The sequence below is a fragment of the Mesobacillus subterraneus genome (genome assembly GCF_023715485.1).
GTDB classification, from domain to species: Bacteria; Bacillota; Bacilli; order Bacillales; family Cytobacillaceae; genus Mesobacillus; species Mesobacillus subterraneus_B.
In genome coordinates, this window is the sequence record NZ_JAMBOF010000005.1 from 102,288 (window position 1) to 116,496 (window position 14,209).

The following is a 14,209-nucleotide window of genomic DNA, read 5'->3' on the forward strand; positions in this document are numbered from 1 at the left end:
GATTTTCTTCCTGTTGATTTCAATAATTTCCTCTTAAGCGGAGACTTTCTCCTCGTTGGGTTCAATAATTTCCCCGTTGGCGGAGTTTTTCTCCCTGTTGGACAGAAATTTAATACTAAAAGCCGCCACTCATATGAATGGCGGCTTTCTATTATTCTAAATCCACTTTTTGCAATGGGAGCTCTGCAGGTCCTTCGAGGACATCTCCTTTATAGGAGAATCTTGAGCCATGGCACGGGCAGTCCCATGAGCGCTCGCCATTGTTCCATTTCAGTTCGCAGCCCATATGGGTGCAGGTTGTATCGACGACGTGCAGCTGGCCGGTTTCATCGCGATATGCTCCGGCACGTTTTCCGTTTACAGTAACTACGGCACCTTCTTCATTTTCCAGGCTCTCTGGCTTGGTGGATGGGCGGTCAAATTTCCCTTTAACCAGCTCTTTTGCAACCAGGGCGTTATCGGCAACGAATGTCGCTACGTCAGGCTGGGCATGGAATCTTTGCGGCTCAAATAACTCTTTGTAAGGGTTATCCTTTTTTAATACAAGGTCAGACATCAGAATGGCAGCGTTGATGCCGTTGCTCATTCCCCATTTCCGGTAGCCTGTGGCAACAAAGATGTTTTCCGTGCTCGAAGAATATTTGCCGACGAAAGGAATTTTATCCAGGGTAGTCGGGTCTTGTGCTGACCAGCGATAGGGAATTTCTTTTACGCCGAACGTTTGCGCAGCGAATGCCTCGAGTGCCTCATAATATTGATGGGTATTTTCTTCCTGGCCGGTGATATGGCTGTCTCCGCCAAAGAGCACCAGTTTCTCGCCATTCCAGTCCGTATACCTTAATGAACGTGTCGGTGTCTCGGCATTGATGTACATCCCCCCTGGGAACTCTTTTTCCGTCTTGACGGCAAGCACATACGAGCGGTTTACCTGCATTCGAGAAAAATAGAAGCCTTTTAAATCGTAAAAAGGGAAGTGAGTGCTGATGATCATCTGGTTGCAGCGGACCCTGTGATTATCCCTGGTGGTGACGACAGGCTCTGAGCCTTCCTCCATATCGACTGCAGTTGTGTTTTCAAAAATCTGGCCGCCCATTTCTGTGAAACGCTCTACCAGATGCTTTAGGAATTTGAGCGGATGGAACTGGGCCTGGTTGCGCATGACGATCGCGGCCATCGCTTCAACGGGAATCGGAATCTCTGAAACATACTCGCTGCCTGCCACGCCTAGTTTTTCATATGCCTTGAATTCCTTCAGGAGCTTTTCCATTTCCTTATCGGAATTTGTGTAAATATAGGCATCCTCTTCGGTAAAATCGCAATCAATCTGCTGGTCTTTGACGATATTTTTTACAAATTGCATCGCATCATAATTTGCCTGGTAATAGAGGCGTGCTTTTGCCTCGCCAAAATGGCTGATCAGCTCATCATAAATCATTCCATGCTGTGCGGTTACTTTTGCGGTTGTATGGCCGGTTGTGCCATTCAGGAGAGAACCGGCTTCAATAACGGCCACCTTTGCTCCTGCTTTGGCCAGTAAGTAAGCTGATGTCAAACCGGTAATCCCGCCGCCAACGACTGCGACATCAACCTTCAAATCCTCCTTCAGCTTTGGGAATGTTGGCAGGTCGGCCGTTTTACGCCAATAAGGTTCAGGGAATCGGGGCAGCTTTGAAGTATAATCGTTCATGAACAATCCTCCTTAAAAATCTTCATACTAACTAATTTTTCCTTCTTAAGTGAAAATCATGCTTGTTTCCTTTACCCTGACGAAAACTTTCATAGACAACTTTTTACCAAATTGAGCGGATTGAGCAGAAATGTACTTTGTGCGTGATAAAATGAAAGCATTACAGAATGGGAGGCCAATATGGAAGTTACAGTAGTAGGGACAGGCTATGTTGGCCTGGTTACGGGAGTTTGTTTTGCTGAAGTTGGGTACAATGTGACCTGTTTTGATATAGATGAAAATAAAATCAACACTCTTTCTGAAGGGAAGTGCCCGATTTATGAGCCTGGGCTTGAAGAGATGCTGCAAAAGAACCTCAAGGAAGGAAGGCTTCATTTTTCCGCAGATTCGAAAAGTGCCTGCGCAAGGGCTGATTTTATTTTTGTAGCAGTAGGGACGCCTGAAAATGAAGACGGCTCGGCCAATCTTGATTATCTGGATGCCGCAATAGCGGAAATTGGCGCAAATCTCGTCAATGATACGATGCTTGTCATTAAAAGTACTGTGCCTGTAGGGACAAACGAACGGATTTTTCAAAAGCTGCAGCAGATCATTTCGAGTCGCCTGAATGTAAAAGTAGTCTCGAATCCTGAATTTCTGCGTGAAGGTTCGGGAATCCTGGATACATTTCATGCTGACAGGATTGTCATCGGTGCTGATGACCGTGAGGCGGGCGGTGCGGTCGCAAAAATATATGAACCGTTTGGCCTGCCCATTTTACAGACGGATATCCGCAGTGCAGAGTTGATTAAATATGCATCAAATGCATTCCTTGCGACAAAAATCAGTTTTATTAATGAAGTGGCCAATCTTTGCGAGCATACCGGCGCGAATATTGAGGATGTGGCAAAAGGCATGGGAATGGACCAGCGGATAGGAAGCCAGTTTTTAAAGGCGGGAATCGGCTATGGCGGATCCTGTTTCCCTAAGGATACAAAGGCGCTCGAAAAGCTGACAGATTACTATCAATACGATTTTAAAATCCTCCGTTCGGTCATTGAGGTGAACAGCAGGCAAAAACAACAGTTGTTCCATAAGGCGAAAGAGATGCTTGGGAGCTTGAAAGGGAAGAGGACGGCGGTTCTGGGTCTGGCATTCAAGCCGCATACAGATGATATCCGTGAGGCGCCAGCAATTGAACTGATTGCACAGCTGCTTGAAGAGAATGCTGATGTTTCCGTTTTTGATCCGGCTGCGTCAGAAAAGGGGAAAGTGCTTTTCGGCAGTCAGCTATATTACGCAGATAATGTGGATGCTGCAATCAAGGGAGCAGAGGTAGTCTTCATCATGACAGAGTGGCCGCAAATTGTTCAGTATGAGTTGCAGAAATTCAATTTGTTCATGCGCGATCCGGTCATTTTTGACGGGCGGAATTGCTATGACCTTGATATGGCTGAGAAAGCTGGTTTGACATATATTTCGGTTGGCAGGAAGGCGATCATTGCAAGCCATCATTCTGAGAGCCTGGGCCGTTGACAGGATTGCTCGTGGCGGCCTGAATAAGGTAAAATTAACCTAAACACCTTCACTTGAGGAGGAAACAGGATGGCTAAGGTTAAAACAAATGCAATGCGTATTCTCGATACGCAAAAGGTGCCGTACGAGATTCTCACATATGACGCGAATGACGGAAAAATAGACGGAGTAGCTGTGGCGGGGAAAATTGGAAGAAATCCGGCACAGGTTTACAAGACGCTTGTAGCAGTAGGGGCAAGCAAGAATCTTTATGTATTCGTCATACCGGTCGAAGATGAGCTGGACATGAAAAAGGCAGCAAAGGAAGCCGGCGAAAAGAGTGTGGAGATGCTGCCGGTAAAAGACATCCAGAAATTCACTGGCTATATCCGCGGCGGCTGCTCACCGATTGGCATGAAAAAGAACTATCCAACGTATTTGGATGCAAGTGCCGAGGGAATGGACAGGATTATCGTCAGCGCCGGCAAAATCGGCTTTCAGGTCGAGCTGGAACCGGACCAATTGATCAATGCAGCAGATGGAAAATACGCAGAATTAACGAAATGAAAAAGACCACAGCACACATGGGCTGTGGTCTTTCAATTGCACAAAAGGGGCAAAAGATCATTAAATCAAGGCGGTTTTGTCATTTAAGATGCTATTCAGGCAACAAAAATTTAATTGTAAGGCAATTCTTTTTGCTATTCCTTCTCCGCCGCATTGATTTTTATCTCCAAGCTTGCGATTTGTGACTGATACAGGCCATCATAATTCTTCGATGTATCATATACGACCTCTTTTTCAGATGCATTTGGCTTTTCTTTTCGAACATCGGTCTTGAGGGTTTCGTATATTTGCTTGGTGAGCATTTTTTCGGTGAAATAGCTGTTCAATCTGTTCTTAAAAGCATCGTCAGGGTAAGCTGCGACTAGCTGTGAAGCAGGCTCGTTCTGCTCCAGCCTGACCGTGAATTCTTCAATTGTTTTCGCAACCTCAGAAACTTCAACATCCAGCCCTTTTTCCCTGGCAAGCAGGTACATCGCATGCTGCTCGATCATTTTTGAAAGATTTACGTTGAAGTTATCATGATACTTGAGCTGTTCGTCCCAGTAGGCCAGTTTATCGGTAAGTTCAGCGTCCTTTAGCTTCTGCTGATCCTGCTCGCGGTTCAGCTCAATATCGACCTTGTTCATCAGCTGGTAAAATTGCAAGTCTTCATAGGTAAGGACCTTGCCGTTGATTGTGACTACTTTGTCTTCAGAAGTGAATCCAGCTTCATCAGCCTGCTTGCTTTTCTCAGCAGTTGCTTTTGACTCTCCAGCTTGCTTGCTTTCCTGCACGGAATCTTTTTGCTTCTCCTGGCAGCCGGTCAGGACTAACCCAATCAACAGCAGGCCAAGTATAAAAATTATGTTTCGTTTCATGCTGATCATTCCTTTTCAACTTCGAATGTAATCACATGTTCAAAAGCTGAGCCATCGGCTTCTCCCTCGATATTGGCAACCCATTCGCCAGCCATTGGAAGCTCGACGCTTGATTCGTATATGCCGTTTCCTTTATCCTCAAAATTCAGCTCAATCGATCCGTGGTCCATTTTTGCCATCTCAAGGAAAGCTGAGAATTCAAGGCCACTTGCGGGTTGGCCATCCTGTGAAATTTCAATTACTACCGGGTAGCTTTCTCCGGCTTTATATTTAGGTGCCTGTTTTAAAGTAATTTCATAATCCGAACCTTCGCTGCAGCCTGAGAGGAGAACCATCAGCAACATGAAGCCTGCGATCCATTTTTTCATTTTGTATCCGCTCCCTTTAAATGTTCATTCAGAAATTCATCAACGGTATACTTTGTCATTTTTCCATCTTCCAAAAATGCTACATGAGTGCAGATCTGCTTGATTTCATCCATATGATGCGATGCCATGAAAATCGTTTTTCCAGACAGTGACTTCAGGATCTGCAGGATTTCCTCCCGGCCAAGCGGATCAAGTCCGCTCGTTGGTTCATCGAGAATCAGCACTTCTGTATCGTAATAGAGCATAACGCAGAGCCCAAGCCGCTGTAGCATTCCTTTTGAGTAGCCCTTCACCTGATTGTGGCGGTCATCCCAAAGCGAGACAAGCTTCAGCTTTTCTTCGATTTTCTTTTCATCTATCTCACCTGAGCCGAGTGAGGCGAAAAACCTCATATTCTCTTCTCCTGTCAGGTGAGGGTAGAGGTGGAATTTTTCCGGCAGGTAGGAGACAATCTTCTTCCAGTCACCTTTATTATTAGAATAGCCGCCTAAAGTGATGCTGCCATTTTTAACAGGCTGGAGGCCAAGGATCGAGCGAATCAGCGTCGACTTTCCAGCACCGTTCCGGCCAACGAGTGCGCAGTATTCGTTTTTTTCAACTGTTAGATTTATATCCTTCAAGACTTGCTTTTTTTTATATGATTGCGATAGATCCTTGATCTCAATCATGATTTATCCCCCTTGCTGCGGAACAGGATGGAAAGCTCGAAAAACAGGGTCATCCAGAAGGCCAGGTCGATTAATAGAAACTTCCATGGGGCCATCCAGATCATCTTCTCCATCAATCTCGACATGTTGTTGAGCGAGAATAAGCCGAGTGATGTCTCAAGATAGAAGCGCAATGTGTGCAGCGGATCCAGGAAGTAGAGCCATGAAAAAAGTTTGACATTTTGATAGGAAACAGATGGAACGTACTGGATAAAGGCCAGGTCGATCAGGAACACGAACAGGAACCAGGTAAAAATTGTTGCGCCAATCAGCTGCATCTTGGTGTTCGTGATGTTTCCCAAAAACAGGCCCAGCTGGTTAAAGATTAGCAGCAGTACGACAACGGTTGCGACAAAATAGAGAAAGCTTGAAAGCTGGAATTGCAGAAACCATTTCATCAACAGAGCTAAGATGAAGTACCAGCCGACAAAGGCACCAATAACGACCGTCTGGATGGCAATGCTCTTTTTCATCATCAGGCTGCGGTTCGATTCCTTTTTCGTCAGCAGGATCATCGATGTCTTCAGCTCTTTTTCCTGAAAGATTGAAAAAGAGGAAATGAAGAGCGCAAAAATTGGGACAAGGTAAATATTCATGTCATACAGCGAGAGAAGAAAAGCGTCAAATCCGAGTTCATCTGGATAAGAACGAGCTTCCATCATAAGAAACATGGAAGACAGTATGACCATGGCCAGGCCGAGCCAGAGACCTTTCCCGCGTGACTGTTCAAGCCATTCCTTCCAAATGTAGTTCATGATAAACGACTCCTTCTCTTCTTGATAAAAATCCAGCCCACAATCAGGATGGCCGGGATTGCTGCCGGAATCCATGGTGCTTGAGGCTGTTCATCCTTCTTGATCAGCGGGAATTCATCCACGACCATTACTTTCTGGGTGCTTAATACTTCATTGATTTTTTCATAGATTTTAATGGCTGGGCTTTTCAAAAATAGGTATGCTAATTCGTTTTCTTCTACTAGCTTGTAAAGGGATGATCTATATTCAACGGGAGAATCGCCAATTTGATCCTGGTCCAAGTCAAGAACAGAAAGCTCTGTTCCCCAGTAGTTTCCTTTCCCGTTTTGATTCCATTGGTTATAGGATTCGGTGCCAATCGTCAGTACGTTGGCAACGTTCTGCTTGAAATGGTTCTTTGTGAATACCTGGGAAGTAGAGGTGGTCCAAAGCTCAATTCCGATATCATTGTGGAAAAATTTATTTCCCTCAATCCGGTTTTGTGTTGATTGCTCTAGATATATGCCGCGCTGGTTCAGGTAAAATTCATTGTCCAGCACAGTATTGTTGCTGCTTGTTTGGATGATCAGCCCGAATGAACGGGATCCCTGATTAAAGGAAAATTGATTTTCCTTCAGCATGATTCCCTGGGAGTGCATGATTGCCGCACCGCCAGTGTTTTTATTGAAGCGATTTTTATAAAAGGTGTTATCGTTTGAGTACATATAGTGCAGGCCGTACCGTGTTTCACTAACAAGATTATTACGGATTTCATTTTTATCTGCGTATTCAACGTAGATGCCGTCGCGAGTGTTGGCGATCGTGCTATTTTCAATGATGTTATGGGAGGTGCGGACAAGCTGGATGCCATTCCCCTGGCTTCCCAGTTTTCCGGTCCCCTGGCCAGTGACTTTTACATTGTTAACGTGATTGTGTTTTGAACTATTAATATAGAGACCATGGTAAACATCGTGGATAACTAGATTAATAAACTGGTTATGTTCACCCATCGTGCGAATCCCCGAATATTCTTCATCGGAGCTCCTGTTCAGGCTGCCATGTTCGATTGTTAAATTTTTCAGAGTGACGTTTGAAGCTTTGATCAGAACGACATTTCCTTTGCCATCGCCTCGGATTGTCGTGCCTTTCTTTCCGATAATCGCGATTGGCTTTGTGATCACGATGTTGCCTTCATATTTCTGACTATCAAGTTTAAGCTCGCCATTTATTGGAGTTGCATCAATCAGCTTCTGCAGGGATACATCTGCCGAGACAGGCAGGGTGGAGAAAATCCAGACGCCTATCCCAACAAATAAGATTAATAGCCTATTCATTTCCGCCGCTCCAGCCAGAAGGGCAGAAGTGTAAGAAGGAAGGCAGCCCCTAACAGGAATGAACCTGTCGTAAAATAACTGTGCGTTACAAAGTTCGCGAGGATGTTTTCTCCAATAATCGGCGGTACAAACGGTTCAAGCTCAATCGGTGCCTTCGGGTCAAGCTCGGTCCCGAATTTTGTAAGCCAGCGGTTCATGTCATAAATGCCAATGGCCCCGCCAGCTACTAGCAGTACGGCAGGCACATAGAGCAGCGCTTTTCTTCTCAATAACGCAATGATGATGAAAAGGATTGCCATTCCAATAATCAGGCCAGGCAGGTATTGCAGTTCAGGAAAGCTTTCATTGCTAAAGGGAGCCATGCCGATATAGTGATTCAAGCCGTTTACGATATCAATGTCTCCTTCAAGCTTGCTAGGATAAACAATGATATCTAGCCCCTCCATATATTGCGGTGCGTAAAACTTCATCCCCCACCAGGGGAACTTGATAGAGGCAAATAGGAATGCTGCAGCCCCGATAAGACTAGCCATGGAACCAACAGAAAATTTCTTTGCCATCTGAATCATCTCCTAAAGGAAAAGCCCTATTTTTTCAGGCAGTCCCATATTGAACTATCTTTTTTCAGCTTCTTTGTTTACTTAATTTAAAGGGTTAAATATTGCTATGGCGAAGCTGTATATAAAAATAATAAAAGTCCTTTCATAAAGGGAGAAAAGGGTATGGCTTTAGCTCAATACCCTTTTCCTCATCAGCATTGCCAGGTTATTTCGGTTCGACCAACAGGTAGCCGCTCATTTCCTGGTGGAGGGCTGAACAGAAGTTTGTGCAGTAAATTGGGAAAGTACCAGCTTTTTCAGCGGTAAATTCAATTGTGCTTGTTTGGCCAGGCTGGACTTCGTAGTTCAGGTCGTGGTCCATGATGCCGAAGCCGTGGGTGATATCCTGGTCAAGGTCGATATTCGTTAAGTGGATAGTGACCTTATCTCCCTGGTTGACTTTGATTTCATCAGGACGCTTTGCCTTTGCGTCAAACACGAATTTAGAGCGCATTGCGATACCATATACATGGACTTCATTGCCTTTGCGTTCGATGCGCGTGTCTTCCTGTTTCCAAACGGAGTGCTCACGTTTTTCATCTTTCTCGTAAATCTTGATTGTCTTAATCTTGTCGCGGTGGATCGTCTGCGCGTAGTGCGGTTCAGGATCGACCGGAGCCGTGTAGGTCAGCGACATTTTCTCACCTGAAATATCAATCAATTCCATTGATTCAGGGTGTGAAGGTCCAACGGATAAGAAGTTATCCTTCGCGATTTTGTTCAAGGATACAATCCATTTGCCGTCTGGAGATGCTGTGTCGCCCTCAGTGGCAGTTGAGTGTCCTGGTGAATAGTGGACAGGTGTGCGGTCAAGAATTTCACCAGTCGCGATTTTCCATTTGACGATCTCGGATGAAATGAACATCGTATTGTACGCATTGCCCTTGTCATCGAATTGAGTGTGAAGCGGCCCTAATGCTCCTGGAGGATCCACCTCGCGCTCTACAACCTTGTCATAAGGCAATACAGGTATACCGAATTTTTCTGTTTCAAAATTGCCAGCTTTGATCGCTTCAAAAGCTTTCTCGAATGAGAACACAGTCATTAAAGGTGCAAGCTTACCTGACGCGATAAAGCGTGTTCCGTCCGGAGTGACGTCAACGCCGTGCGGTGATTTAGCTACTGGCACTGCGTAGATCGAGCCCTTATGCTTGCGAGGGTCGATCATCTTCGCGCCATTGACTTCCTCATACTCACCGTCTGCTACTTTTTTCTCAAGCTCTTTCCAGTTAAGCAAGACAATATAGTCACGGTCATTTTGCGAAGCGTTGATTTCGTTGTTCGTTGTTGCGAATTCAGTGTTGTAGGTCGTCATGACGATCCAGTCGCCAGAAACCTTCTTGCCGGCATCGGATAAATCGTAGGACCAAGGTGGAAGCATGATTTGGTATGCCAAATCGAGTTCCTTCTTTTTCTGGTCAAATTTGACCATTGAGACGACACCTTTATATTTATCTTCAAATTCATCCAGTGGAGCGTATTCCTTCCCGATTGGAACAGAGAAGCGGGTAGGCATGACGATGTATTCCGTATTCTGTGTCACGAATGTCCCTGCGTGCGGCCCGCCCATGTTTGGCATTTCCATGATATCCGCTGTATGGAAGGAGCTTAAGTCGACAGCAGCAATCCGGTTATTGGCGACGTCATTGGCGAACACGAATTTACCGTCATATTCAGCATTTGTCTCTGAAATCGCAGGGTGGTGGAAATCTCCCCATGTATAGCCGCCCAGCATTTCTTTTGTTTTTGTGTCAAAGCCATATCCTGTTGCCGGGTCTGGGGAGAATACAGGCACCGTACGGATCTTTCTCATTGAAGGCAGTCCGTATACGAATAGCTGGCCTGAGTGGCCGCCTGATGAAAGCATGTAATACTCGTCTAGCTCGCCATAAGGAACATAGACCTTTTCAGCGTTTGACTTGTTTGCGGTGTCGTTGCTTGCCGTTCCTTTAGGTCCTGTTGAAAAATCTGCAAAAAATACCGTCGCAGCCATGAAGCCGGCTAGCAGCCCGGAAGCTGCGGGAACCCATTTTTTCATTAACACTGCACCACCTTTGGATTATTTTTCAGAAGCTTCTTTCAAAACGTTGACAACTTGATTTATTTCTTCCTCTGTCAGCGGGTTGCCGCCGATTACGCCGGACATGACTGCTGATGTAGGTTCTTTAAGGAATTCAGCGACTGGTTTGCCATGTTTTCCTTCGACATTGTTAAACGCCTGGGAAAGATCCGGTCCGGTAGCTCCGCCTTTAAGGTTCAATGCTTCGACGGAGTGGCAGCCAAGGCAGCCTTTCGATTGAAGGATATTTTCTTCGCCAGCAGCAGTTGAAGCTGTATCAGTCGTTTCTTTCTCTTCTGTGGCTGTTTCCACAGGCTTGGAATCTTCCTTGACAGCTGTAACTTCTTTTTCCTGGTTATCACCGGCAGGAATGACATCGAAGGCCACATATCCTATGCCCAAGCCAAGAAGAGCACTGATGATGAAATGGATGACTGGTTTATTCACTTTTTTCCCCCCTTGATTGTTTTACAATTTCATCCTAACTTCTCAGCCAAATCGGCAGTGTGATGTACTGCACACATTTAAGTGTTTATTGTGAATGATTTGTGAAAGCAGAAAGTGGAGCTGTGAAGAATATCACTTGCCCGGGAAATAAACTGGAAATAGAAGCAGAACGATTTTAGCTGGGCATTCACCCAGTACATTTAAGCTGCATATAGTAATGGGGAAGCGACAACATGCCGTTTGTACGAACGGCTGGAGGGAGTGCGATAAATGTCTGGAAAGATACTGAATTATTTTGCCGGCGGCAATACTGCTCGAGGATTTTACAGTTTGTATGATTCAAACCTGCAAGGGTTATCCCGTTTATTCATATTGAAAGGCGGACCAGGAACGGGTAAATCCTCGCTTATGAAAAAAATCGGCAATGTATGGCTTGAAAAGGGCTATGATATTGAATTCCTGCACTGCTCATCTGATAACAAATCGATTGATGGAGTACTCATTCCTAAATTGAACGCAGGCATCGTTGATGGCACCGCTCCGCATGTCATCGAGCCTAAGGCACCTGGTGCGGTTGAGGAGTACGTGAATCTCGGAGAGGCGTGGGATTCTGGCAAGCTAAAAGAGCATAAAGTGACAATCCAGCAGCTTAGCGAAAAAATCAGCAGCGCCTTCAATACGGCATACAGCCAATTTGCGGAAGCATTAAGAATTCATGATGAATGGGAAAAAATTTATATCGAAAACATGGACTTTGAAAAAGCGAATGATCTGACGAACAGATTGATAGAGAGATTCTTTGGCGACAAAAGTTCGACAGGAGATGGCAGAGTGCACGATCGTTTTCTCGGAGCCGCCACCCCGGTTGGTGCGGTTGATTTTGTTCCAAACCTGACTGAAACAGTGGGCAAGAGGTATTTCATTAAAGGCCGTCCTGGTTCAGGGAAGTCAACGATGCTGAAGAAGCTGGCTGCGGAAGCACAGTCCCGCGGTTACGACGTAGAGGTTTATCACTGCGGCTTTGACCCTCACAGCTTGGACATGGTGATTGTCCGCGAGCTCGATTTTGCGATTTTTGACAGTACGGCGCCGCATGAATACTTCCCTGAGAGGGAAACAGATGAAATCATTGATATGTATGACGAACTGATTACTCCAGGCACAGATGAAAAATATGCCTCTGAAATCGAGGATGTTGGCGGCAGATACAAGGCAAAGATGAGTGAGGCAATTGCTTCACTGGCAAATGCAAAAGTACTTCGCGACCAGCTTGAGAAAATCTATATTGAAGCAATGGATTTCACAAAGGTCGATGCTCTCGCCAGCCAGATCCAAAAGGAAATTGAAACCCTGAGTGCTGACTAGCACCTGTTTGGGCGTTTTGCATACATTAGATGGAATACAACTAGAAAGGGGATATGAGTTTGTATTACAATAACTTCTACCCATATGGACCATACCAGCAAAATGATGACGATTATGGTTTTTATGAAAATGAATTTTATCCGCAGTATGATGCAAGGATTTTTCCGGGTGGCCCAGGCGGCTTCCCAGGTGGTCCAGGCGGCTTCCCAGGAGGGCCAGGCGGATTTCCAGGAGGACCCGGTGGATTCCCTGGAGGGCCAGGCGGGCCTGGCGGAGGCCAGCAAGGAGGAGGGGCACCAACCACTGCACCACCGCCATACACGCCACAAGAACAGGTTACAGCGTTTGCTGTTGACCCAGGCGGAATCAGAAGATGCATGTACCGATTCACGTATATCTGGCTAAACAATGGCAGCAGCTTCTGGTTCTATCCAGTCTTCGTCGGCCGGAATTCTGTAGCTGGCTGGAGATGGAGCCGCCGAAGAGGCTGGGTATACTACGGCATTGACCTAAGACAAATCCGTTCCTTCCAGTGCTGAACATAGACGCAAAAAGAGAGCCCCTGGCGTCAGGAGCTCTCTTTTAACTTAGCTTAAAAAATCATATGGGCAACCAATACGATAATTGGCAATGTTACAAGTGTACGCTGAAGGAAAATAATGAATAATTCCCCGAAGCTTACCGGGATTTTTGATCCAAGCAATAGTCCGCCAACCTCGGACATATAAATCAGCTGTGTCACGGAAACAGCTGCGACGATGAATCTTGTCATTGGGCTTGCGATATCTGCCCCGATAACAGAAGGCAGGAACATATCTGCAAAGCCGACAACCAATGTTTCAGATGCAGCCTTTGCTTCAGGAACCTGCATTAACTCAAGCAGCGGGATGAACGGCATTCCGAGCCATTGAAAAACAGGTGTATATTCAGCGACGATCAGCGCGAGTGTTCCGAGCGCCATGACGATTGGAGCCACGCCCATCCACATATCGAGGATGTTTCTGATGCCGGCAATGAAGAAATCTTTCATGCTTTTATTGCTGCTAGCCTTTTCCACAGCCTGTGCCATACCCCAGGAGAAAGGAGTATAGCCTGCTGGAATCTCTTCTTCGGAGTAGTCTGTGTTCTGTTCACCATAGTACGTATCCGGCTTCCTTGAAAGTGGAGGGATCCTGGGAAGAATGATGGCGGCAACAACACCAGCACCAGTTACAGTCAGGTAAAAAGGAACAAACATATGGGCAAGGTCAACCTGGGCAATGACCACGAGACTGAAAGTAATGGATACCACAGAGAATGTCGTGCCGATGATCGCTGCTTCTCTTTTTGTATAGTAACCTTCTTCGTACTGCTTACTGGTCAGCAATACGCCGATTGTGCCATCACCAAGCCAGGAGGTAATACAGTCAATCGAAGATCGGCCTGGCAATCTGAAGATCGGACGCATCACTTTTGTCAGCAATGTACCGAACAATTCGAGCAAGCCGAAGTTCAACAGCAAAGGCAGGAACAAGCCAGCAAACAGGAATACGGCAAACAGGATTGGCAAAAGGTCATTAAGCAGCAGTCCGCCTGTATTTGGTGACCAAACTGCTTCAGGTCCTAGTTTGAATAAGGTCATAACCGCAAAAATGGCACCTAAAATCCTTGCAGCCAGCCAGATTGCCGGTACGTCGAATAATGCTTTTAAGAAATGATTGCGATTAAGGATTTCTGGCCTGATGGTTTTAATTAAAAGCGTTCCAATCAAAGTCAAAACGATGATGAAAGTCATGATCGCCGGCAGCGAGCCGCCAAGCAAGTCTTGAACCCAGCCTGATAGAACCGCGATTGGGATCGTTATTTCTCCTTTATAGGAGATTGGTATCATGAAAAAGAATATTCCTATTAATGAGGGAATGATGAATGCTAATAAATCCCCTGTGGATCTTGATTTACGTAACGATTTTTCCAAAACAAACTCACCCTTAAATTACATATTTATAAACCAA

The 14,209-nt window shown here is 45.7% G+C and carries 14 protein-coding genes; 4 read left to right on the top strand and 10 right to left on the bottom strand.

Annotated features, from left to right (window positions below; genetic code table 11):
• Positions 1 to 151: 151 nt before the first annotated feature.
• Complete coding sequence (locus M3204_RS08840; RefSeq protein WP_251480856.1) at positions 152 to 1,687, bottom strand: FAD-dependent oxidoreductase; 1,536 nt, start codon at positions 1,685 to 1,687, stop codon at positions 152 to 154.
• A 180-nt stretch (positions 1,688 to 1,867) separates the two neighbouring features.
• Between M3204_RS08840 and M3204_RS08845 the strand changes: the two genes are divergently transcribed.
• Complete coding sequence (locus M3204_RS08845) at positions 1,868 to 3,202, top strand: UDP-glucose dehydrogenase family protein (RefSeq protein WP_251480857.1); 1,335 nt, start codon at positions 1,868 to 1,870, stop codon at positions 3,200 to 3,202.
• A 69-nt stretch (positions 3,203 to 3,271) separates the two neighbouring features.
• Entirely contained in the window at positions 3,272 to 3,748 is a 477-nt protein-coding gene (ybaK, locus tag M3204_RS08850; RefSeq protein ID WP_251480858.1) for a Cys-tRNA(Pro) deacylase, read from the top strand.
• Positions 3,749 to 3,882: 134 nt separating this feature from the next.
• On the opposite strand, the gene M3204_RS08855 is transcribed toward ybaK, so the two are convergent.
• The 8 genes from M3204_RS08855 to M3204_RS08890 form a co-directional block, all read right to left on the bottom strand.
• Complete coding sequence (locus M3204_RS08855; protein ID WP_251480859.1) at positions 3,883 to 4,605, bottom strand: hypothetical protein; 723 nt, start codon at positions 4,603 to 4,605, stop codon at positions 3,883 to 3,885.
• Between the two features lie 5 nt (positions 4,606 to 4,610).
• Positions 4,611 to 4,973 carry a FixH family protein gene (locus tag M3204_RS08860; protein WP_251480860.1) on the bottom strand — a complete coding sequence of 121 codons (363 nt, stop codon included), beginning with the start codon at positions 4,971 to 4,973 and terminating at the stop codon, positions 4,611 to 4,613.
• Positions 4,970 to 5,641, bottom strand: a complete 672-nt coding sequence (locus tag M3204_RS08865) for an ABC transporter ATP-binding protein (protein ID WP_251480861.1) — start codon at positions 5,639 to 5,641, stop codon at positions 4,970 to 4,972. The genes M3204_RS08860 and M3204_RS08865 overlap by 4 nt, the downstream gene beginning before the upstream one ends.
• Positions 5,638 to 6,435, bottom strand: a complete 798-nt coding sequence (locus tag M3204_RS08870; protein WP_251480862.1) for an ABC transporter permease — start codon at positions 6,433 to 6,435, stop codon at positions 5,638 to 5,640. The genes M3204_RS08865 and M3204_RS08870 overlap by 4 nt, the downstream gene beginning before the upstream one ends.
• Positions 6,432 to 7,748 (bottom strand): nitrous oxide reductase family maturation protein NosD, encoded by a 1,317-nt coding sequence (gene nosD / locus M3204_RS08875; protein WP_251480863.1) that lies wholly within the window; start codon positions 7,746 to 7,748, stop codon positions 6,432 to 6,434. Before nosD ends, M3204_RS08870 begins: the two co-directional genes overlap by 4 nt.
• The gene (locus M3204_RS08880) at positions 7,745 to 8,308 is read right to left on the bottom strand and encodes a hypothetical protein (RefSeq protein ID WP_251480864.1); all 564 of its coding nucleotides are present in this window, start codon (positions 8,306 to 8,308) and stop codon (positions 7,745 to 7,747) included. The genes nosD and M3204_RS08880 overlap by 4 nt, the downstream gene beginning before the upstream one ends.
• Before the next feature lie 205 nt (positions 8,309 to 8,513).
• Positions 8,514 to 10,385, bottom strand: coding sequence for a Sec-dependent nitrous-oxide reductase (nosZ, locus tag M3204_RS08885; RefSeq protein WP_251480865.1), 1,872 nt, complete (start codon positions 10,383 to 10,385; stop codon positions 8,514 to 8,516).
• A gap of 21 nt (positions 10,386 to 10,406) precedes the next feature.
• The gene (locus tag M3204_RS08890) at positions 10,407 to 10,853 is read right to left on the bottom strand and encodes a cytochrome C (protein ID WP_251480866.1); all 447 of its coding nucleotides are present in this window, start codon (positions 10,851 to 10,853) and stop codon (positions 10,407 to 10,409) included.
• Positions 10,854 to 11,123: 270 nt separating this feature from the next.
• On the opposite strand from M3204_RS08890, the gene M3204_RS08895 reads away from it, so the two are divergent.
• Together M3204_RS08895 and M3204_RS08900 are read left to right on the top strand one after the other, a co-directional pair.
• Positions 11,124 to 12,218 carry a PRK06851 family protein gene (locus M3204_RS08895; RefSeq protein ID WP_251480867.1) on the top strand — a complete coding sequence of 365 codons (1,095 nt, stop codon included), beginning with the start codon at positions 11,124 to 11,126 and terminating at the stop codon, positions 12,216 to 12,218.
• A 59-nt stretch (positions 12,219 to 12,277) separates the two neighbouring features.
• The gene (locus tag M3204_RS08900) at positions 12,278 to 12,757 is read left to right on the top strand and encodes a collagen-like protein (protein WP_251480868.1); all 480 of its coding nucleotides are present in this window, start codon (positions 12,278 to 12,280) and stop codon (positions 12,755 to 12,757) included.
• A gap of 53 nt (positions 12,758 to 12,810) precedes the next feature.
• On the opposite strand, the gene M3204_RS08905 is transcribed toward M3204_RS08900, so the two are convergent.
• The gene (locus M3204_RS08905; protein ID WP_251480869.1) at positions 12,811 to 14,172 is read right to left on the bottom strand and encodes a YjiH family protein; all 1,362 of its coding nucleotides are present in this window, start codon (positions 14,170 to 14,172) and stop codon (positions 12,811 to 12,813) included.
• Positions 14,173 to 14,209: the final 37 nt, after the last annotated feature.